Origin of the sequence: Palaeococcus pacificus DY20341, assembly GCF_000725425.1 — an archaeon.
In the GTDB taxonomy this organism is placed as follows: Archaea; Methanobacteriota_B; Thermococci; order Thermococcales; family Thermococcaceae; genus Palaeococcus; species Palaeococcus pacificus.
In genome coordinates this window covers 435,116-456,590 of sequence record NZ_CP006019.1, presented here as the reverse complement: position 1 = coordinate 456,590, position 21,475 = coordinate 435,116, and the positions used below count along the sequence as shown (strand labels likewise).

20 protein-coding genes are annotated in these 21,475 nt (G+C 43.3%); 9 read left to right on the top strand and 11 right to left on the bottom strand.

Features of this window, described 5'->3' with window-relative positions; translation table 11 throughout:
* Positions 1-217: 217 nt before the first annotated feature.
* The 4 genes from PAP_RS02605 (at position 218) to PAP_RS02590 (ending at position 2,977) form a co-directional block, all read left to right on the top strand.
* Positions 218-919 carry an HAD family hydrolase gene (locus tag PAP_RS02605; protein WP_048164562.1) on the top strand — a complete coding sequence of 234 codons (702 nt, stop codon included), beginning with the start codon at positions 218-220 and terminating at the stop codon, positions 917-919.
* Between the two features lie 181 nt (positions 920-1,100).
* Positions 1,101-1,811, top strand: coding sequence for a PrsW family intramembrane metalloprotease (locus PAP_RS02600; protein ID WP_048164561.1), 711 nt, complete (start codon positions 1,101-1,103; stop codon positions 1,809-1,811).
* Positions 1,804-2,010, top strand: coding sequence for a hypothetical protein (locus PAP_RS02595; protein ID WP_048164560.1), 207 nt, complete (start codon positions 1,804-1,806; stop codon positions 2,008-2,010). The genes PAP_RS02600 and PAP_RS02595 overlap by 8 nt, the downstream gene beginning before the upstream one ends.
* Positions 2,011-2,131: 121 nt before the next feature.
* Entirely contained in the window at positions 2,132-2,977 is an 846-nt protein-coding gene (locus tag PAP_RS02590; RefSeq protein WP_144367981.1) for a hypothetical protein, read from the top strand.
* On the opposite strand, the gene PAP_RS02585 is transcribed toward PAP_RS02590, so the two are convergent.
* The 5 genes from PAP_RS02585 to PAP_RS02565 form a co-directional block, all read right to left on the bottom strand.
* Positions 2,974-3,327 (bottom strand): DUF1667 domain-containing protein, encoded by a 354-nt coding sequence (locus PAP_RS02585; RefSeq protein WP_048164558.1) that lies wholly within the window; start codon positions 3,325-3,327, stop codon positions 2,974-2,976. The two genes, PAP_RS02590 and PAP_RS02585, sit on opposite strands and share 4 nt — an antisense overlap.
* Positions 3,324-4,571, bottom strand: coding sequence for an NAD(P)/FAD-dependent oxidoreductase (locus PAP_RS02580; protein ID WP_048164557.1), 1,248 nt, complete (start codon positions 4,569-4,571; stop codon positions 3,324-3,326). Before PAP_RS02580 ends, PAP_RS02585 begins: the two co-directional genes overlap by 4 nt.
* A complete protein-coding gene (locus PAP_RS02575; protein WP_048164556.1) occupies positions 4,568-6,061 on the bottom strand; it encodes an NAD(P)/FAD-dependent oxidoreductase in 1,494 nt (497 codons plus the stop codon). The genes PAP_RS02580 and PAP_RS02575 overlap by 4 nt, the downstream gene beginning before the upstream one ends.
* Before the next feature lie 121 nt (positions 6,062-6,182).
* Positions 6,183-7,658, bottom strand: coding sequence for a glycerol kinase GlpK (gene glpK / locus PAP_RS02570; RefSeq protein ID WP_048164555.1), 1,476 nt, complete (start codon positions 7,656-7,658; stop codon positions 6,183-6,185).
* A 72-nt stretch (positions 7,659-7,730) separates the two neighbouring features.
* Positions 7,731-8,486, bottom strand: a complete 756-nt coding sequence (locus PAP_RS02565; protein WP_048164554.1) for a glycerophosphodiester phosphodiesterase family protein — start codon at positions 8,484-8,486, stop codon at positions 7,731-7,733.
* Positions 8,487-8,730: 244 nt separating this feature from the next.
* Between PAP_RS02565 and PAP_RS02560 the strand changes: the two genes are divergently transcribed.
* Entirely contained in the window at positions 8,731-9,591 is an 861-nt protein-coding gene (locus PAP_RS02560) for an alpha/beta hydrolase (protein WP_048164553.1), read from the top strand.
* Between the two features lie 161 nt (positions 9,592-9,752).
* Here PAP_RS02560 and PAP_RS02555 read toward each other — a convergent pair whose 3' ends face one another.
* From PAP_RS02555 to thrC, 6 genes are all read right to left on the bottom strand, one after another.
* A complete protein-coding gene (locus PAP_RS02555; RefSeq protein WP_048164552.1) occupies positions 9,753-10,988 on the bottom strand; it encodes an ABC transporter permease in 1,236 nt (411 codons plus the stop codon).
* A complete protein-coding gene (locus PAP_RS02550) occupies positions 10,978-11,874 on the bottom strand; it encodes an ABC transporter ATP-binding protein (RefSeq protein WP_048164551.1) in 897 nt (298 codons plus the stop codon). The genes PAP_RS02555 and PAP_RS02550 overlap by 11 nt, the downstream gene beginning before the upstream one ends.
* A 139-nt stretch (positions 11,875-12,013) precedes the next feature.
* A complete protein-coding gene (gene tmk / locus PAP_RS02545) occupies positions 12,014-12,649 on the bottom strand; it encodes a dTMP kinase (RefSeq protein ID WP_048164550.1) in 636 nt (211 codons plus the stop codon).
* A gap of 84 nt (positions 12,650-12,733) precedes the next feature.
* The gene (locus PAP_RS02540) at positions 12,734-13,441 is read right to left on the bottom strand and encodes a phosphohexomutase domain-containing protein (protein ID WP_048164549.1); all 708 of its coding nucleotides are present in this window, start codon (positions 13,439-13,441) and stop codon (positions 12,734-12,736) included.
* 11 nt (positions 13,442-13,452) lie between these two features.
* Positions 13,453-14,538 (bottom strand): nucleotidyltransferase family protein, encoded by a 1,086-nt coding sequence (locus tag PAP_RS02535; RefSeq protein ID WP_048165907.1) that lies wholly within the window; start codon positions 14,536-14,538, stop codon positions 13,453-13,455.
* A 74-nt stretch (positions 14,539-14,612) separates the two neighbouring features.
* A complete protein-coding gene (thrC, locus tag PAP_RS02530) occupies positions 14,613-15,785 on the bottom strand; it encodes a threonine synthase (protein WP_048164548.1) in 1,173 nt (390 codons plus the stop codon).
* Between the two features lie 229 nt (positions 15,786-16,014).
* Between thrC and tdh the strand changes: the two genes are divergently transcribed.
* The 4 genes from tdh (at position 16,015) to PAP_RS10090 (ending at position 21,405) form a co-directional block, all read left to right on the top strand.
* Positions 16,015-17,064, top strand: coding sequence for an L-threonine 3-dehydrogenase (gene tdh / locus PAP_RS02525; RefSeq protein ID WP_048164547.1), 1,050 nt, complete (start codon positions 16,015-16,017; stop codon positions 17,062-17,064).
* A gap of 192 nt (positions 17,065-17,256) precedes the next feature.
* On the top strand, positions 17,257-19,125 hold the full coding sequence (locus PAP_RS02520) for a phosphoenolpyruvate carboxykinase (GTP) (protein WP_048164546.1): 1,869 nt from the start codon (positions 17,257-17,259) through the stop codon (positions 19,123-19,125).
* Positions 19,126-19,261: 136 nt separating this feature from the next.
* Positions 19,262-20,446 (top strand): glycine C-acetyltransferase, encoded by a 1,185-nt coding sequence (locus PAP_RS02515; RefSeq protein WP_048164545.1) that lies wholly within the window; start codon positions 19,262-19,264, stop codon positions 20,444-20,446.
* Positions 20,447-20,577: 131 nt separating this feature from the next.
* Positions 20,578-21,405 carry a DUF835 domain-containing protein gene (locus PAP_RS10090; RefSeq protein WP_052649040.1) on the top strand — a complete coding sequence of 276 codons (828 nt, stop codon included), beginning with the start codon at positions 20,578-20,580 and terminating at the stop codon, positions 21,403-21,405.
* Positions 21,406-21,475 lie beyond the last annotated feature (70 nt).

Sequence of the window (21,475 nt, the reverse complement as noted above, 5' to 3'; positions counted from 1 at the left end):
ATAGATTTTGACAATTTTCACCTTAGTTTAACCCACAAAGTGATGAAGAAAGACCAGTAATCATTTACATGCTGAAATTCCAACAGAGCTGTAGATTGGGCACCGTCTAAGAGAACGCAACTAATCATTTTTCATAAACAACAACTATGAAGAACTTTTAAGAAAAAGTTAAATATTTACATTAAAATGTTACCAGTGGCAAAATTAGGTGGTGCCTATGATAATTGCCTTTGACTACGATGGAACACTGGTGGACAGCTATTCTGTGATAGAGGGAGCTTTTAGGGGAGCATTAGAGAAACACTTTTCCTGGCTCCCGCTTAAGGGATTTTGGGCTAAAATCCTAACGAAAATTGAGCTGTATTTTGAGAAGCCAAAGTTTGGAAAGCACAGCGGAAATGTTAAGCAACCATTTTTCTTTAAGTGGCGCTTTTTTAGGACTTGGTTTGAGGAGAGGGCCAGGTTAACGAAACCTTTGGATGATTCAAAAGAGCTCTTAAGGCGGCTTAAGGAGGAGGGACACATTGTTATTTCCTTCTCAGCTGAGGACTTCGTGGACGGGATGAAGGAGCACAGACTAAAACTCAACGGCTTTTATAAGCTTTTTGACGATGTAATAGTCTTTGGGAGAGAGATAACGCTTTGTGAGGCATTTCAAATTGTTAGAGAAAAATACGGTGATGAGATTTTTATCTGGGTGGATGATAAACCGTGGCGCTTCATTGGAAGGGGGGATGAGAACACCGAATACGTGTGGTACTACTTTCCCATGACAGGAAAATACGTGGATGAAAGGACTTTAGATGAAATTCCACACCTGCATGTTATCCAAGACTTGTGGAGTATCTTTGATGTGATAAAGAGAGTAGAGGCAGAAAGAGCTAATCACAGCTCAAATACTCAAGAAAATCCTCAATAACTCCATCCAGAGTGTAATCTCACAGAAGCATTGGACATTACACCCGTTTATTAATCACAAAAAAGAATCCCCTTGATGTGATAAGGCATGATGTGTACTCTTCTAACTGTTAGGCTTTTCTTTTTATTTAATTTCAACAAAGCTTAAAATCCAAAAGGCCATAGTTCTTTTTGGTGGTAGTATGGATGTACTCAGTATGATAATCTTCTTTGCCTACGCACCTGCATTAGCACTGCTCTGGTATTTCTACCATGAGGATAAATACGAGCCAGAGCCAAAGAAATATGTTATTGGGACATTCCTATTGGGAGCAACGCTTTCTGTTGGAATTGCAATGATTTTAGAGGCTTTCTTGGTGGAAGGAGAGTTTGGATACTCTTTATTACCGGCGACGGTCTTTTACATGGCATTAGTTGCAGGGGTAGTTGAAGAGCCTGCAAAGGCTTTGGCAATAAGGCTCCCATTCAAAGCTAATCAAATGGACGGCATTATGGACGGCGTCGTTTATGGCGTTGCTGCAGGCTTAGGGTTTGCAGCCACCGAGAACTTCTTATATGGACTGGGCTATGGTGTTGGGAGCACAATAGTCAGGGCATTCCTAACGCCTTTTGCCCACGCAACTTGGAGTGCAATAATAGGAGTCGGCTATGGATTAAAAGCTGAAGGAAAGATACACTCAGTAACAAGCTACTTCACTTTAGCAATCTTCCTGCACTTCCTTTGGGACTACTTCGCATTTATGACGCTAAAGATTCCTGCGTATTATATATTTACAGTGCTTTTAATTTTCATAAACGTCGCTTTGATAAGGTACTTTGTAATGGCAGGCCAAAGGGAGGATTTGGAAAGAATGTGGTGGTATTGGTTTGTAGGAGGGAGAAGATATGAATGAGAAAATCGAAAAGGCACTTTTTGAAGCAAGACCTTATGTAGAGTATTTTGAGGAGCTTAAGACTAAAGTTAATGAACTCTACTCAAAGGCTTCGGATGACAAAGAATTCAAAGCGCTCATTGAAGAGGAAATATCAAAGGCAAAAGAGCCCTTTAAGACGGATTTAAGGATTTTTCTTCAGAAGTTCGAAGCATTTTGATCGTTTAATTCTCTTTTGCCATTTTATAAACGGGCACAATAGAGGATTTGCTTCTTTTGAAACTTAATCATTTTCCTAATGTGACGCAAAATATAAATATTTCCATTTCATAGTAATCTTGGTGACCATTGTGAGAAAGGTCTTCATTATGGGAGTGCTGGTGTTATTGGTTGTTTCCCTTGGGTGCGTTTCTCAAGAAGAGGTGCCGACAAAAGAGGGCATCCTCAACGCCATCGACCAGATCGACGCTTATACCTATGAGATGACGGAAGTGCAGGAACTTGTGAGTGGTGATGGCTCAAAGAGGACCTATACTCTTTATACTCTGGGAGGTATCGACAGGAAAAACAAGGTATTCTTCTCATTTGGGGAATTTAACGCGAGCCATGACAGCTCCCACGAGGGCACCAGATCCTGGGGATACTTCGATGGGGCCAGATTCTATCTGAAGATTGAGAAAAACGATGGTGGGGTGGTGTTAACAAACACATTAAGCTACACCCTGGATGAGCTCTATGAGGAGACCGGGAAATACCTCGGCACGAACCTGACAAAGGAGGAGTACCTTGAGATGGCCTTAGAGATACACGACATTTTGGGGAACAAACTGAAAGCCATAATCTCGAACAGCACGGTAACCTCCGTTGAAAGGGATGGAAAGCTCTACGTCCTCACCATCGAGGGTCACATTGAATACGATGAGTCCCCAAAAGTGCCCCAGCAGGCCATGGAGGATTATGAAAAATCCCTGAAGAGAGGGGTTTCTAGCAATGTAACGGGCAGGATATGGGTTGACGATAAGATGAGGCCCGTAAAGGCGGAATTCAAGAAAAAGGTGAGGACGACTTTTGAAAGCTCCGGAGAGGGCTATGAGAAGGTCAGTACTTCAACAATAGTCTTCAACTATGAGTTCGCCCTTCCCTCTTGGGTGGAGGAACTAAAAAGTGAAGCAGCGGAAGAGGGCTAAGCCTCCCTCGTTGCAACTATTTTAGTGTCCAAACCAAGAGGGTTCTCAAGAATCACTTGGCCCACTTTAACAGGGCCCTCAACTTCCAAATCCGCCAGGAGCTTCATGAGCTCAGGGATTTTAGCTTTTGGTATTGGCTTATCGGTTTTAACGCTCACCGTTGGTAGCTTACCATTTTTTACCTTAATCACACTCATAACAACACGCTTAGGATTTGTGACCTCCTCAATCGCCCACTCCTTCCCTTTCGGACAGGTATATCCTTTGACTTTTCCGTTTTCAATTTCAACTTCTAAGGTACAGCCGAGAGGGCAGACGATGCACGTGAAACGGTAAACCTTAGGGCTCATTGAACCACCTCCATGGTAATCCTGTCCCCTGCTTTTGCTATCTCCTCCTTCTTGAGCCTTATTCTGAGCATCTCTGCAGGCTTCACAACTGGAAGATTAATTTTTTTATTAATTTCAGGGAATCTGAGCACCGCATCCTCCATGGGCTTTTTGACCCTCGCATAGATGTAAACGTCCCTCTCACCGCTGAGGTAGTGTGGAGCGAGCAATCTTATATTTTCGCCTCTCTCTATCTTTATCCACCTTTTGCTTGGAATTCCACCGCTTTCAATGAATATCTTTGCTCCATATGCTGCTAACTCACCTTGTTCTGCAACATAATCTACGAGATCATTTATGAGCAACGTATTTCCTGCAGCAAATATCCCCGGAACCGTGGTCTCTAAAAGTTCATTCACTATAGGCCCTCCAGTTGCCGGGTCTATTAAAACGCCTATCTTTTTCAATGGCTTTACTTGAGGAATAAGCCCTGCTGAAATAACTAGTGTATCACATTCAATCTCAAATTCAGTCCCGGAGATTTCTCTCAAGTTCTCGTCAACTTTTACAACAACAGCTTTCTCTACTCTTCCTTTTCCTTTCACTGCTATGACTTTATGGCTCAAGAAGAGGGGAATGTTGAAATCTCTAAGAATCATAACGTTTCTCGCCAATCCTCCTGGATATGGCATTAGTTCAATCACTGCCTTAACATTAGCACCCTCTAATGAAAAGCGGCGTGCCATTATTAAACCAACATCCCCAGAGCCAACTATAACGACCTCTTTGCCCGGCATTACACCATAAATGTCCATGAGCGTCTGTGCTTCTCCTGCTGTGTAAATCCCAGCAACTCTGTCTCCCGTGATTCCAATTTCAAACTGATGTCTCTCCCTCGCTCCAGCCGCGTAAATTATCGCCTTTGTCCACACTTCAAAAACTCCCTTTGGAGACGTAAATAGAACGACCTTTTCCAAGTTTGAATAGTTCCTTATCTCCAAAACTCTCGCGCTAGTGAAATATTCAACTCCAAGCTGCTTTACTTTTTGAACAAATCGATGGGAAAATTCAGGACCTGTTAGCTCTTCTCTAAAGTAGTGAAGACCAAAGCCCGGGTGGATGCATTGGGGAAGTATTCCACCTAGATATTCATTTTCATCGAGAAGAAGAACATTTAAGCCGAGCTCTTTAGCCTTAACTGCAGCAGCTAAGCCAGCTGGGCCACCTCCAACGACAACGACATCATATTGAAGAGTTTGAGTCATTGAACCTCACCCCTTAAGAGGACTTTAACGTCTCCAATCCCAATCTCGCTTCCTTTCCCTTTGAGAGTGACCTTCCATGGAGGAACTCCGTATTCTCTTGCCAGCAATTGGACTATCACCACTTTGCAGAAGCTTCCTTGGCAAGTTCCACTTGTAGCTTTCGTTCTGAACTTAACTGAATCAACTGAGGGAGTTTTAACTCCAATAAACTTCATCCTTTTAATAGCCTCTAAAACATCCCCTTCGCTAACCTTGTTGCACCTACAAACGATTTTACCATAAGCTGGGTTCTTCTTGACGAGCTCATTGATTTGGCTCGGCTGAAGCATGAAAAAGTGTGTAATCTCTTTGCGATATGGGTTCCATTTTTCTTTCTCTTTCAGCCTAACACCTAAATCGTTAGCTATTATATCCCTTACATAGTATGCAATTGCCGGAGCAGAGGTTAATCCCGGTGAGCGAATTCCAGCGACGTTTATGAAGCCAAAGACTTCATCCTCTGCTTTTATTATGAAATCTCCCTCAGCTGGTTCTGGTCTCAAGCCAGCGAAAGTTCTAATGACTTTGCTCCTTGGGGGCAACTTAGGCCAGAGCTGCTTAGCTTTTTCCCACACTTCTTCAAGACCTTCTCTCGTTGTGCCCGTGTCGCTCTTATACTTCCTGGGCAAATCTTGAGCATTTGGGCCAATCATTAAATGGCCGCTTATTTCAGTTGTAACAACGACACCCTTGCTTATTGGGGTGGGAGTTGGGAAGAGAACTCGTTTAGGTTTGGGGCCAGCATCTTCATCAAAAATCCAGTACTCACCTTTTCGTGGATGAATCTCAAAGTAGTCAATTCCAGCCATCTTTGAGATTTCATCTGCATAGAGTCCAGCTGCGTTGATTACAATATCAGCTTCAATGAAGCCATTATTAGTTTCAACACCTTTAACTTCTCCATTCTCAACTTTTATTCCCCTGACTTCTGTCTCCAAATGCAGTTTTACACCGTTAGCGACAGCATTTTCAACAATCGCTATAACCGCTGGAATTGGACCTATTTGACCGACAATTGGCACCCATAGGCCGCCAAGAGCATTGGGATTTAAGTTTGGTTCTAAAGCCAAAGCTTCTTCTCTACCAACCATTCTCATTTCAGGAACGCCGTTCTTTTGTCCCCTCTCAAGGAGCGTTTCGAGCTCATCAAAGTCCTCCTCTTTGAGAGCAACTATTAAAGCACCGTTCCAAATATGGGGAATTTCCAGCTCTTTAACCCATTGGTGCCACAAACGATTGCCTTTTATACAAAGCTCTGCTCTTAGTGGATACTTCTCAGAATCATCGTCATAACCTCCATGAATAAGAGCCGTGTTAGCTTTGGTGACGCCCCAACCAACGTCTGGAGACTTTTCTATTAAGTGAACTTCAAGATTTTCGTACTTGCTGAGAACTCTCGCAATGCTTGCACCGCTTATTCCCGCACCGATTATAGCCACTTTGGTTTTCATAATTACACCCCCAACCTAACTCTAATGTTAAATGAACCGTAGTTTAAATATTTTCCTGCACTCTAGAGGCACTAAAGGCTAATTTTTCAATAAGAGTCAAAAAGCAGAAAACGAAGAAAAACTACACTCCAACTACTTTGGCCCATCCCAAAGCCCTCTTTACCGCCTCTTTCCACCCTTTGTATAAACGCCCTCTTTCATCTTCGCTCATCTTAGGCTCAAAGACTTTCTCAGCCTTCCAAAGAGCTTTAATTTCCTCCAAGCTCTCCCAGTAGTCAACGGCTAAGCCCGCTAAATAAGCAGCTCCTAAAGCTGTTGTCTCCTGAACAACTGGTCTTATGACCCTTTTTCCTAGAATGTCTGATTGGAACCGCATTAAAAAGCTGTTTCCCGTTGCTCCACCGTCAACTCTAAGCTCCTTTATGGGAACCTCTTCTTCCATCTCCTCCACAACGTCCCTTGTCAAGTAGGCTATAGCTTCAAGCGTTGCTCTCACCAAGTGCTCCCTCGATGTTCCGCGCGTTATTCCAATGATCAAACCCCTCGCAAACTGATCCCAATAGGGGGCACCAAGTCCAACAAATGCTGGCACAAAATAGAGGCCTTCATTTGATGCAAGCTTTGAGGCAAGTTCCTCTGTCTCCGCTGCGCTTTTAATGATTTTTATTCCATCTCTAAGCCACTGCACAGCTGCACCTGTTATGAACACGCTTCCTTCAAGTGCATAAGTTACATCTCCACTAAAGCCCCATGCAATCGTTGTTAGCAGGTTCTTTGAATAGCGGAGCTCTTTTCCAGTGTTCACCAAGATAAAGTTCCCGGTGCCATAAGTTGCTTTTACCATTCCTTCATCAAAGCACGCTTGGCCAAACAAAGCAGCTTGCTGGTCCCCTGCATCTCCACTGACAGGAAGTTCCTTTCCAAAAAGCTTCGTGTAGCCATAAATTTCACTCGATTCTTTTACCTCTGGCAGAATAGCATCCGGAATCCCGAATATCTCTAAAAGCTCCTCATCCCACTCAAGCTTTTTAATGTTGAAAAGCATTGTACGAGAAGCGTTTGAATAATCCGTGACATGCTCACCCGTGAGCTTGTATATTAAGAATGTGTCAATCGTCCCAAACATCACTTCTCCTTTCTCTGCTTTTCTCCTCAATTCCGGGACGTTGTCAAGAAGCCACTTTATCTTCGAAGCTGAGAAATAGGCGTCCGGTATCAGGCCCGTCTTTGCCTTTATCATCTCTCCATAGTTCCTCTTTATGTCTTCTACCATTTCAGCGGTTCTCCTGCACTGCCATACTATTGCATTGTAAACTGGTTTTCCATTTTTGTCCCATATTATTGTTGTTTCCCTCTGATTTGTAACTCCAATCGCAGCTATCTGCTCGGGGGAAACTTTTGCATTCTCAAGGGCTGCCTTTACTGCTTTGAGTTGAGCTTCCCATATCTCCTCTGGATTGTGCTCCACCCATCCAGGCTTTGGATAGTATTGGGGAAACTCATATTGCCCCACTCCAAGAATATTGCTCTCCCTGTCAAAGATTATAGCTCTCGCACTTGTTGTTCCTTCATCGAGAGAAAGTATAACCTTGTCCATCAATGACCACCAAAAGAAAGAGATGTACAGAGAGTTATATTAAGGCTTCGCCCAAAAAGGAAGAAAAAAGAGCTATCTCAACCCCAGGCTCTTCAGATAGTTAACCATTCTTTCAACATCGTCCGTAATAATAACATCAAAAATTCCAATCAAGCGTTTTAAATTGTCGTTTTGATAGTAAAGATCATCGATTTCTGTCCAAAGAACAATCTTCAGCCCTAAGCTCTTCGCCCACATTAAAGCTTGCTTGAACTTATTAAAGCCAATAATTGGAATGGCTTCCATCGGGACATTTGCTGAATATAAGTTGAGCTCTTCCTTAAGCTTTGGAATCCGAGCAACTATTCCTTCATCACCAATTAAAAGACCCAAACGAACATCTTTATCATATCCCCTGACTTTTCTAAGAGCACCAACATTGAAAGATGAAATCATGACCCTATCATGAGCATCAAAGGCATGAACAACTTTAACAGCTTCCTGGGCAGCATCAATGTCCTTAATTTCTATGTTTATTAAAGCATCTTTTGGAAGGGCTTCAAAAACCTCTTCAAGCGTTGGGATTCTCTGCCCCATTCCTAAATCCGCTTTTTTAATTTCTTCAATGGTCATATCCTTCTGCTTTCCACTTAAGTTAGATGTCCTATCAATGCTCTCATCGTGCATGACTATTGCCTTTCCATCTTTTGTCAGCCAAACATCAAGCTCTATTCCATCCGCTCCCGCTTTCATTGCCTCTTGAAAAGCCAATATACTATTTTCAGGATATCTTGACATGAAGCCCCTATGTCCTAAAACTAAAATGCCCTTTTCATCCCATCTCGGCATTTTAATCGCCCGGTAAAAAGTGGCATTTCAAACTAAAAAGCTTTTTTGTGCTTTGTGTTTATTGAAGAGCGCTGTTCATGCATGCGAAAATTATAAAACGCCAGCATGCAATAATAAATGTTTAGCTAAAAACAGCACGCGATAGCATGTAGGTCACAGGGGCGTTGTTCTTGGGTAGCACCCCTTGAATTCAGCAAGGTATATGGGGATTTGCTCACAAAGTACGAGAAAGAGGTGAGTGAACATGATTATGGAGTTGCTGTTTGCTTTGATTTTAATTTTCCCTGCTTTTGTAGCATTTGTGGGTTATAAGATGGTGAAGCCCTCACGCTTGGTCGGGGAGTGGACTCCTAAAGATGTTGGCTTAGACTATGAGGAAATCACCATAACCACGAGAGATGGACTAAAGCTGAAAGGCTGGTGGATTGATAGAGGAAGTGAGAAAACAATTTTGCCGCTTCACGGTTATACATCGAGCAGGTGGGGCTTTTACATCAAGCCCACGATTGAAATGCTCGCTAAGGCTGGCTACAACGTCTTGGCCTTTGACTTCAGGGCCCATGGAGAGAGTGAGGGGAAGTACACTACGGTTGGGGACAAAGAACTCATTGACCTAATGTCCGCTGTTGACTGGCTCAAGAAAGAAAAACCCGAAAAATCGAAGCGCATCGGTTTAATAGGCTACTCGATGGGTGCTATGGTGACGATTAGGGCTTTGAGCGAGGATGAGCGTGTGGATGTTGGTGTAACGGACAGCCCGCCAATGTATCTCAACAAAACAGGTGCTCGAGGTTTAAAGTACTTCGCAAACCTTCCTAAAGGATTACACATCTTCGTCAGGCCATTTACAAAGCTCTTCAGCGGCGGCAAGGAAGTTAATCCAATAGAGTATGCCAACAAAGTCAGAAAGCCCCTCCTACTCATAGCGGGCAAGAAAGACGTCCTCGTCAAAGTTGAGGAAATCAAAGAGTTCTACGAGAAAAACAAAGCTGTAAATCCAAACGTCGAGCTCTGGATAACTGAGGCAGCCCACGTTAGGACAATTGAAGCTACTCCAAAAGAATACAAAAAGAGAGTTTTGGAGTTCTTTGAAAGGTACCTGTAATTTCTTTTTTCCAAAACTTCTCTGACTGAAGTTCGTGCATCTTCAAAAATTAGCGCTTTAGGGTTTGTTTTTGGCGAATTGAAGAATGAAAACCGCAGGCAAAAGAAGGAAATTAAAACGGATGCACAAACCTTGATCAAACTTCACGAAGGTGAAGTTTGTTATTCCAGCCTCTTAACTGCCCAGTTGTAAAGTGCCACCGCAATTACCAGAGTACCAAGTGTTGCTAAGGCCAACCCCAAGACATCGGGTATTATTTCACTCACTGGTCTGTGATAAATTTCTAAGAGGCGGAAATCCTTTAAAGCCCTGCCAAGAGGGAAATAGTTCACTATGGGCTTCGCCCATTTTGGAAGGACGCTTTCCGGAACAACTATACCAGCTAAAAAGAGCAGAGGCATTGATATAAAGTTCACCACTGCTGTCGTTGACTTTATGCTCCTCGTTCCCATTGCGATCGCTAAGCCAAGGCTCATAGAGAAAAGCGAAGCGATGAATATTATGATCCATCCGAGGGCACTCGGCACTATGGTTTCGCCAAACACAGCTTTAGCATAAGTCAGCCCCACAACTATGCTGATCATTATAATTAAAAACGTGGAGAGCATCTTCCCCATCAGGAAGTCCCATGCGGTGGCAGGTGAAGCGGCTATTCTCCTAAGTGTACCCTTTTCAATTTCCTCCAGTGTCCCAGAACCTACAGTTAGCATCGTGGCAAAGAGGAACTGAATCCCTATGAAGCTCGTTATGTAGAACTGTATCGGCGTCGCTGTTTTACCTTCCACCTCTTTCTCCTCTATCACAATGGGCTCAGCGCTCGCGAGCATGTACTCCCTGATCATCTCTGTGGTGAGATTATACTCTGCAATAAGCTCTTTTGGAAGGTATGACTCCATATATTCGAGCTGCATCTCAAGGTTTCTGCGCTTCATCTCCTTTTCCATCTCTCCAAAAAAGCCTTTAACAACACCGCTCACTATTTGGTAGTCTTGGGGGTCACTCTTATCAAAGTAGAGATAAACTCTCGCCTGCTTACCGCTCGTGAGGTTTGTCCCAAACCCTTTGGGAAAAACTACAACGGCATCTATCTTTCCGCTTTTGAGAGCTTCAACAGCACTGGTTTCGTCTTCAAACTCGAGTACGTTGAAGAGGTTTGTCTCCTCAAGTGTTACGTTTCTCATTATCTCAATTATATCATAAGCTGTAAATGGGGCGCTTTCGTTTGTGTAAACAACTCCAACGTCCACAGTAATCGGTGGGCTCTCACCGCCCCACATTGTTCCAAATAGGGTAATCCACATGAGCGGAAATATGAATATCCAAAAGAGAGCCATCTTTTCCCTGCGGAGCTCTTTGAGATCCTTTAAAACTATGCCCTTAATGGCCCTAAACTTCATCCAAAGCCCTCCCTGTCAGCTTTAAAAATACATCTTCCAGAGTGGGCTCCTCCACTTTAATGGCCTTTATCTCGCTTCCGGCAGAGATCAAAAGCTCGACAATCTTCGGTAAAGCTTCCCTCGAGTTCTTCACATGAATCCTGAGAGTCCCGCTTTTCTCAATAAGCCTCGGGGATATCTCTCTAATTCCTTCGACTCCTCTTAGAACACCTTCAACTTGGATAATGCTTTCCTCCCCTATCAGGGCTTTCAGCTCATCCGCTGTACCGACAGCCACAACTCTTCCTTCGTTCATTATTGCTATCCTATCAGCTAACGCCTCGGCCTCCTCCATGTAATGTGTGGCGAGGAGTATTGTTTTGTCCTCAGCCTTAAAGCCTTTTATGAGCTCCCAAAGCTGCCTTCTTGATGGAACATCCAGACCCGTCGAAGGTTCATCCAAAATCAGGATTTTGGGCTCATATAAAAGTGAGATAGCTAGGTTTAAACGCCTCTTAAATCCTCCACTCAACTCTTTAGCTTTCTTTTTGGCTGGCAGATCAAAACGCTTGATGAGCTCCTTGACCTTCTCCCTAGGTGCATCGTAGAGATCCGCGTAAAAGCCAAGGTTTTCCTCAACGGTCAGCAAATCATAGGAAATGCTTTCTTGGGGAACATAACCTATTAAACGTGCTGTTTTCTTACTCAGCTTTTTCCCAAATACCTCAATCTCCCCACCGTCAAACTTCAGGCCCTCCGCAAGAATCCTTATAAGCGTTGTTTTACCAGCACCATTTGGCCCTAAAAGGGCAAAAATCTCGCCCTCCTCAACCTGCAGGTCTATTCCCTTCAGAGCAAGAAAATTACCGTAGGATTTTTTCAAGCCTTTAATTTCAAGAGCATGCATTGAACCACCTAAATAAAACTACTGCCCATAATTATTTAAAGATATGTCGCCCTCTTTAATTGGGGGATGATGAACGTTAGCCACTCTGAATGGATGAAGAAAAGAGGGTTAACTGACCAAAGATGTTAAATAAAACGTGCTATCGCTCCTCTATTCTTCTCAAAACTTCATGCTCCACTAACGCCACTATATCGTTGTGTATATCCTCCATTGAAGCTAGAGCATTTATTATCCTGATTTCCTCGAAGCGCTCTGCTAATGTGAGATAGTTCTTTCTAACTTTCCTCTGAAGTTCCGCAATTTTATCAAATTCTGTCTTTATTTTACGACCGTTTATCCTGTTCATACTCTCTTTAACCGGCAAATCTAGGAGAATAGTCAGGTTTGGACGAACTGCAAAGCGGTTTAAATCTACAAGCCAATTCAAGTCGAGTCCACGAGCCCATTGATAAGCCAATGAAGAATAGAAGTACCTATCGGAGATCACAACTTTTCCCTGCTCTAGAGAAGGCTTTATCAATTTATGGACGTGCTCAGCCCTATCAGCTGCAAAGAGAAGAGCTTCAGCCTCGTGGCTAATCCTCGCACCATCTATAATTCCCTCCTTACCTCCAGTGAGAACGAGCCTTCGAATTAGCTTTCCAAAAGCAGTGTCTGTAGGTTCTTTCGTTAAAACGACCTCATATCCTTTTTCTTCAAACCATTTTGCCAACAGTTTCGCCTGTGTAGATTTTCCGGCGCCATCAATGCCCTCCAACACTATAAAGATACCCATGATTGCACCCCCAAAATCGAGATGATGGTATAATTAAGTGGGAGTCCTTTAAACTCTTTTTTAGGCAAAAATTTGTAAATGAAGTCACTCGGAGATGGACTTTAAGTAGTCCAAAAACTTCCAAGTGCTTGTGAAAATCTTCTTTTCCTTGCCGTAGAACTCTATGATGCCTTCAGGTTTGAACCTCAAGCCAAAGAGATAATCTCCTTTCTTTAAGCGCTGCAGAAAGACCTCCTTAGGTTTTGGTGGGACATAGCTTGTTATCATGTCATTGAGTATCTCTACCTCAAAGCCAAAGTGCTCGTTGAACCTGGGGAAGAGCAGAGCAGCGGGAGTGTTCATGCAATCAACCAAGACCTTTCCTTCAATGTTAAAGTTGTGATATTTAAAGATGTCATGCAAAAAGTCATCCAGAGCGTTTGGATAGTATATAGCAGCGCCAATATCATTTGGATGAGCCTCTATGAAATTCTTGCTGTCCAAGATAGCCTTCACTTCATCTATGTCCATGCCGCTCACTTCTACTTTAACACCTTGGTTGTAATAAACGTAAGCCAATGGGAGACCTTTCTTATGGGCAAAATCTCTGAGAATCACCAATGGAATGAGCCTAACATCCATAACAGCAGTTCCAGTACTGACGATTCCAACTACCATAGCTCTTTTTCCATACCTCGATATTGCTCTTCCATCCCTTCCAACTATTATTGTCCCTTGAACTACAGTTCCAATAGCTCTTCCAAGCAATGCCAACTCCTCGGGATTAAATTTCTCTGAAGAGTATATCTCCATCTTTCATCACCTCAATCAGGCAAGATTATACTTTCCTTACCAATTCTTGACTCAACCCAAATTTTAACGTTTGAGCCAATTTTACTAAAGTCCTCAATAACGCTGTTATCGCCTATAACGCTTCCCTCTTTTATTAGAACACCTTTTCCTATATAGACATTTTCCCCAATTATCGCCTCCTTAATCTCAGCACCTTCTTCTATCACAGTATTTGAAAAAATCACAGAGTGCTCTATTTTAACGTTTCTCCCTATTTCTACGTTATCCCCTATCACAGCGAAGCCTCTAACGTTGAAACGTCTAATCCTGCATCTCTGCCCGGTAAATATCGCCCCTCCATACTCCACATTACCCTTTAGAGTATCCACTCTAGCTTCTGGAAGTTTTAGCTTGCCCAAGAAAACATCATTAATAGCCTGCAAAAAGCTCGAAGGTCTTCCAACATCGTTCCAATACTCTTTAAACGGGAACCCGTAAAGGGGCAAGTTCTCATCGAGCATTTTCGGAAACAGGTTTTTTGAGTAATCAAACTCCTGGCCCTTTGGCACTAGATCAAAAACCTCCGGCTCAAATACATATATCCCAGCGTTCACTAGGTTGCTGAATGCTTCTTCAGGCTTGGGTTTTTCTTTAAAGTGTGTTATTCTGTTTTTGCTATCCACTATGGCTATTCCATACTGTGTTGGATCTTCAACTTGGGATAGAGCAATTGTAGCCAAAGCCTTCTTTTTCTTGTGGTATTCATACAGGGCCTTCAAATCCAAATTCGTCAGAACATCGCTGGAAACCACCATAAAAGTGTCATCTATCATATCAACAACTTTCCTAGTTGCTCCTGCAGTTCCGAGCTTTATGTTGTCCTTATTTGAATAGTGTATCTCTATCCCAAGCTCACTTCCATCTCCAAAGTAGTCCATTATTCTCTCCTTCAGGTAGCCAACGAGAATAAAGACCTCATCAACGCCCATCTCAACTAAGCTCCTGAGGATATACTCAACCATTGGGCGGTTGAAAAAAGGAATCATCGGCTTAGGTCTGTAAACCGTGAGAGGCAACAGTCTCGTCCCTTTTCCACCCGCCATCAAAACCGCTTGCATGTATCCACCCAAAATAAGTTGCTTCCCGCTCCTAATATATTTTGTGGACACCCAAAGGGGATAAAAAGGAAAAATCATTCTTTGCTCATTGCGCTCTCCCATGTCTTTATGTCCTTTAGGCCATTGCCTGTAGCAACCACAACGACACTCTCTCCTTGGTCAATAATGCCTTCTTCCCTCATGTGTTTTGCCAACGCCAAAGCTGTTGCTGAAGAGGGCTCAACGAAAAGACCTTCCCTACCAAGCATAAGACCTGCTTCCATGGTCTCCTCATTGGAAACGCTCCCCAAATATCCGTGGCTCTCGTTAATTGCGTTTATAACATTTGCACCATCAACAGGGGCTTTAACCGCTATAGCAGTGGCAACGGTGGGCACTTTTTTCCTTATCTTTTCTATGGGCTTGTTTTCCCTCCAAGCCCTGACCACAGCGTCGTATCCTTCCACCTGAACGCCAGCAATTTTTGGAAGTTCATCTATCAACCCTAATTTATAGAACTCATTAATCCCCTTCCAGATAGCCCTTAAGTGAGTACCTGCACCTATTGGAACCACAATCCAGTCAGGAGTATTAAAGTGCAGTTGATCAAGGATTTCAAAGGCTGTTGTCTTCTGCCCCTCAACTCTAAAGTGATAGTTACCCGTTAAGTGGTAACCTTCTTCGGCAGCCATCCTTTCACTTTCCGCCAAGGCTTCATCATAAGCTTTCCCAAAGACCTTTATTTTAGCACCATAGGCCATTGCTTGGACGAGCTTTCCAATCGGAGTACCTTCGGGGACCACTATATTAACTTCTAAACCAGCTTTTGCACCATAGGCACTTATTGATGCAGCCATATTCCCGGTTGATGCCACCACAACTTTTCTAGCGTGGAATTCCAAGGCTTTGGTTATCTCGACGCTCGAGCCTCTGTCCTTAAACGCTCCCGTTGGATTTTCCCCCTCATTTTTAACATAGAGCTGCGAAAATCCTAAGTCTTTCTCGAGGCGCTTTAAGCGATAAAGTCTCGTACCCCCTTCATTTAAGCTAACAACTTTTCTCAAGTTTGACACGGGCAAAAACATCCAGTACTTCCATACGCGAGGAGCTTCCCTAAACCATGCATCGTTGTCCTCAACGACCTCTCTAATGCCTTCATAATCATAGACAACATCCAGAGGAGAGCCACATTTGGAGCATTTGTAGATTTTATTAGCTAAGGAATATCTCTCCCCACACTTTGTACACACCAAGTGAATCGCGAACATGACCACCACCCCTGGGGCACTATGAGGCTGAGCTTAAATACTTTTAGAATATGTGTGAGATTTTTCATGCTTCTATTATGAATAAAGCACAAATATGTGATGTGAAAGTGCACACTCGTTCAAGAAAATACGGAAAAATTGACGGGCTGCTTTAAAACTTCCGCACAAAAAGTTTATATCAATGTAGTCCTTTAGATAGGCATGTAAGCGTTTTATGGAGATGATACGCATGGATGAGAAGATGGTTGCTATTATGAAAGCAAAGCCTGCTTACGGTGCCGAGCTCGTTGAAGTTGACGTTCCTAAGCCAAAGGAAGGAGAAGTTCTCATCAAAGTTTTAGCGACTAGCATCTGTGGTACCGATCTGCACATCTACGAGTGGAATGAGTGGGCTCAAAGCAGGATTAAAACGCCTCAAATAATGGGCCATGAGGTTGCAGGTGAAGTAATAGAAGTAGGTCCTGGCGTGGATGACATCCAAGTTGGTGATTACATCTCAGCTGAAACACACATCGTTTGTGGTACATGCTACCAGTGCAGAAATGGCCAGTATCACGTTTGCCAAAACACCAAAATTTTTGGAGTTGACATGGATGGTGTATTCGCCAGCTATGCTATAGTCCCAGCCCAAAACGCTTGGAAGAATCCAAAGGAGATTCCACCAGAGTACGCTACACTCCAAGAGCCTCTTGGAAATGCTGTTGATACCGTTTTAGCAGGCCCAATAGCTGGTAAAACCGTCCTAATAACAGGCGCTGGACCATTAGGTCTCTTAGGAATCACAGTGGCAAAAGCGAGCGGTGCTTCCCTTGTCATAGTGAGCGAGCCAAGCGAGTTTAGGAGAGACCTGGCTAAAAAGGTAGGAGCAGACGTAACTATAAACCCAATTGAAGAAGATGTCGTTAAGGAAGTTAAGGACTTAACCGACGGAAACGGCGTTGATGTGTTCCTCGAGTTCAGCGGTGCACCAAAGGCTTTAGAGCAAGGCCTTCAAGCCGTGACACCAGCTGGAAGGGTAAGCCTTTTAGGGCTTTTCCCAGGAAACGTTAGCTTCGACATAAACAATCTTGTAATATTCAAGTCCCTCGAGGTTCACGGAATCACTGGAAGGCATCTGTGGCAAACTTGGTATACCGTTTCAAACCTTCTAAGAAGCGGAAAGCTTAACCTCGATCCTGTTATAACCCACAAGTACAAGGGCTTTGATAACTTCGAGGAAGCTTTTGAGCTGATGAGAGCCGGAAAGACTGGGAAAGTTGTCTTCTTCCCCAAGGAATGATTGCCTTTTTACCTATTCTTCTCCTTTGTTTTGTCTAAATTACAAATATATGTAAAATCATTGGATTGATGCCACATTTTAGCCCAAAAATCAACACATTATCGTCAAAGTGACAATCAGCACAGTAAGGTTATTAAACGTATACTGTAATTCATTTCATGAACATGAAACCTTTCGAGTGTGGTGGTAAAAATGAACGCCCTCGAATACCTCGAGAAGAGGCTCGAAAAAGAGCAATTTGAGAAAATCAGGGAAATTGATAATCCTGAACTTCACGAGTTTTTGGCTAAATACATAGAGCATTTAAATCCAGACAGGGTTTTTGTCGCTACTGACTCTCCTGAAGATGAAGAATACATAAAGCGGAAGGCCATAGAGTACGGGGAGGAAATGCCCTTAGAGGTAGACGGACATACGGTGCACTATGATGGTTATTATGATCAAGCAAGGGACAAAGCGAGAACCAAGATTTTAGTTCCAAAAGGCATGGAAATCCCGTTCATAAACACCCTAGATAGAGAGGAAGGCCTAAAGGAAATTCATGAAATTATGAAGGACATAATGAAAGGAAAAGAGCTTTTCGTGTGTTTCTTCACCCTCGGACCTCAGAACTCAATATTCACTATTCCAGCTGTCCAGCTCACTGACTCTGCTTACGTTGCCCACAGTGAGTTCATCCTCTATAGAAAAGGCTATGAAGAGTTCAAGAGGTTAGGAAGACAAGCTAGGTTTCTCAAGTTCGTGCACTCTGCTGGTGAGCTTGATGAGAGAAAAACAAGTAAGAACATTGACAAGAGGAGGATTTACATTGATTTGATGGGCGAGACAGTTTACTCAGCCAACACACAATACGGCGGAAACACAATAGGCCTCAAAAAGCTTGCTTTCCGCTTAACAATTAAGAGGGCTGTCGAGGAAGGTTGGCTCTCAGAGCATATGTTTCTAATGCGTGTTAACGGACCAAACGGAAGGAAAACATACTTCACCGGGGCTTATCCCTCAATGTGCGGTAAAACCTCAACTGCTATGATCTCATGGGAGAACATCGTCGGCGATGATTTAGCATTTATCGTAGATATGAAGGGAGAAGCGAGGGGAGCAAACGTCGAGAAAGGCGTTTTTGGAATCATCCAGGGCGTTAACAAGGTTGACGACCCTATAATCTGGGAAGTTCTCCACTCACCAAACGAGATAATATTCTCAAACGTGCTCGTTAAGGATGGGAAGCCCTACTGGAATGACATGGGTGAAGAAATTCCAGAAGAAGGTGAAAACCATTCTGGAAAGTGGTGGCGCGGCAAGAAAGACGCTGAAGGCAATGAGATTCCACCTTCACACAAGAACGCTCGCTTTACAGTAGACTTAAAGTCCTTCAAGAATCTCGATAGGGAAGCTTTAGATGCTCCATGTGGCGTAAAAGTGGGAGGAATGATTTTTGGAGGCCGCGATAAGGACACCTGGCCGCCAGTTAGGGAGTCCTTTGACTGGGCGCATGGCGTAATCACGATGGGAGCCTCACTAGAGTCCGAGACTACAGCAGCAACGCTTGGCAAAGAGGGAGTTAGGGCCTTCAACCCAATGGCTATACTCGATTTCATGAGTGTCCCCATTGGGAAATACCTCAAAAACTATCTCGAGTTCGGCGAACGCTTGAGAGATGCGCCAAAGATATTCGCAGTGAATTATTTCCTAAAGGATGGCGATAGATGGCTCAACCACAAGCTCGACAAAGCTGTCTGGTTGAAGTGGATGGAGCTTAGAGTCCATGACGACGTTGAAGCGATAGAAACACCAATAGGCTATATTCCAAAGTATGAAGATTTAGCGAGGCTCTTCAAGGAAGTGCTAGACAAAGAATACTCAAGGGAGGACTACGAGAAGCAGTTTATGATCAGAGTACCGGAGCTCTTGGCTAAGATTGAGAGAATTGAGAAGATTTACCGCGAAGTTGGCAACATCCCACAGGAGCTCTTTGACATTCTTGAAGAGGAGAGACAGAGGCTCCTCAAGGCTAAGGAGAAGTATGGGGACTACATATCACCCTTCGACTTCGAGAACTGAGTCTCTCTTTTTTAAACATTTGTCAATTTTTCTCAATTATTTTTGTCAGCCTTATTCTATTATTCGGTGAAGTTTTGAACATCCACATCTTAACGCTTTTATACTCATAAAACGTTATTCATAACCGGTGGTTCTTATGGCAAAGTTAGACTGGATTACCGAAGAGTTGAAGGAGCTTAAGGAAAAAGGGCTTTATGTGACTATTAGAAAGCTTGAGAGTGCTCAAGGCCCATGGGTTGTCGTTGATGGCAAAAAGGTTCTCAACATGTGTTCAAACAACTATTTGGGCTTAGCTGCCCACCCAAAGATTAAAGAGGCCGCAATAAGGGCTATTCTCGACTACGGTGTTGGTGCCGGTGCTGTTAGAACAATCGCCGGAACTATGGAATTACACGTCGAGCTTGAGGAGAAATTAGCAAAGTTCAAGAAGAGAGAGGCAGCAATTCTATTCCAGAGCGGCTACAACGCCAACCTCGGTGCAATTAGCGCACTCATAAAGAAGAACGAGGATGCAGTCTTTGTGAGTGAAGAATTAAACCACGCGAGCATTATTGACGGTATGCGCTTAAGCGGAGCACCAAAGGTCATCTACAAGCACCTCGATATGGAGGACCTCAAGAAGAGGCTTGAGGAAGTTAAGGACAAAAAGAAGAAGCTCATCGTTACAGATGGTGTCTTCTCAATGGATGGTGATTTAGCTCCACTCCCAGAGATTGCCGAATTAGCGGAGCAATATGATGCTATGGTCTACGTTGACGATGCCCACGGTGAAGGTGTCCTCGGTGAGCACGGTAGGGGTATTGTTGATCACTTCAAGCTCCATGATAGGATTGACTTCGAGATGGGTACTCTTAGTAAAGCATTCGGTGTCATCGGAGGCTATGTCGCTGGACCAGAAGAGGCTATAGATTACCTTAGGCAAAGAGGAAGGCCATTCCTATTCTCAAGCGCCGTCAACCCACCGGATGTTGCCGCTGCAATAGCTGCAGTTGAAATACTTCAAAAGAGCGATGAACTAGTTCAAAAGCTTTGGGACAACACAAGATTCCTCCAAAACAGCTTGAGAGAGCTCGGTTACGACTTAGGCAACACCAAGCACCCAATCACACCTGTCATGCTCTATGATGAAAAGAGGGCTCAAGAGTTCAGTAGAATCCTCTATGAGGAGTACAACATCTTCGCCCAAGCCATAGTCTACCCAACCGTTCCAAAGGGAACTGCAAGAATAAGGCTCGAGCCTTCTGCAGCCCACAGCAAGGAAGACCTCCAATATGCAATTGACGCATTCGAGGAAATTGGAAAGAAGATGAAGTTTATTTAAGGCTGTTTATCCTTTTTATTATTTGTACTTCCCTTGTTATTTATCGTTGCCATACTACAAGAGAAAGATTTATAGATAAGCTTCTCTAAATATAATTTGGTTATATCAAACTGCCTGCAGAGGGGACAAACATGGAGGTCCCCGTGGCGTTAATAGTTGCATTCTCCATTGAACTTGTATTATTAGTGACATTGATTATAAGTCTCAAGTATAGGCGTTCATTTATCCAGCATTATCCTCAACTTGAAAGAGCTTACGATTACATGATGATAGGCTGGTTTTTTGCTATCCTAGCAAGGTCTGTGTTCTTATCACTGGACATAAGAGATGTAGGAAATATCTCCATTGATGAGCGCATATATACTATTCATGCCCTCGGTAATATCCTCTTTCTCATTGCACTGATGTTTCTTCTAGCCGGATGGCTCAATATTATAAACTCGGTTTTAAGGAGATATGAGCTAATACCGGTAGTTGAATTTGGGGCCGGAGAAATGGCAAAAATCAAAGCCCCCACAGGCGTGTATATATGCAACAACCGAAGAAAAGCCTATGCTCTCTTTTTGAGACTTCTTCACGGAAGAGCCGGTTTAATAATTTCAAGAACACATCCGGCACAGATTAAGAAAGAGCTGAAAGTTGAAAAAACGCCGGTTTTGTGGATTACTAAAGTGGAAGGAGAAGGGAACATCCATCCAACAAGGCTCCCGTATTTGATTTCCCTCCTAGTTAATTTTATGAAAAAAGATGAAACAAACAAGATTGTACTATTCGACGCCTTTGAATACTTAGCTCTAGAGAACGGCTTTGAAGCCATGTTCAAATTCATAACAACCCTTAAAGATTACGCCTTAACAAACAATGCCACAGTGCTTTTAGTACTAGAAGAGGAGTTTTTAACTAAAAATGAGGTGGCACTACTCAAGAGGGAGCTCCCGTTGATAGATGAAGTGAGTTAATAGAATCGGAATGCTTTTAACCTATCTAAAACCATGATTTAGTAGCCAATGACGAAGGATTAACCACCGG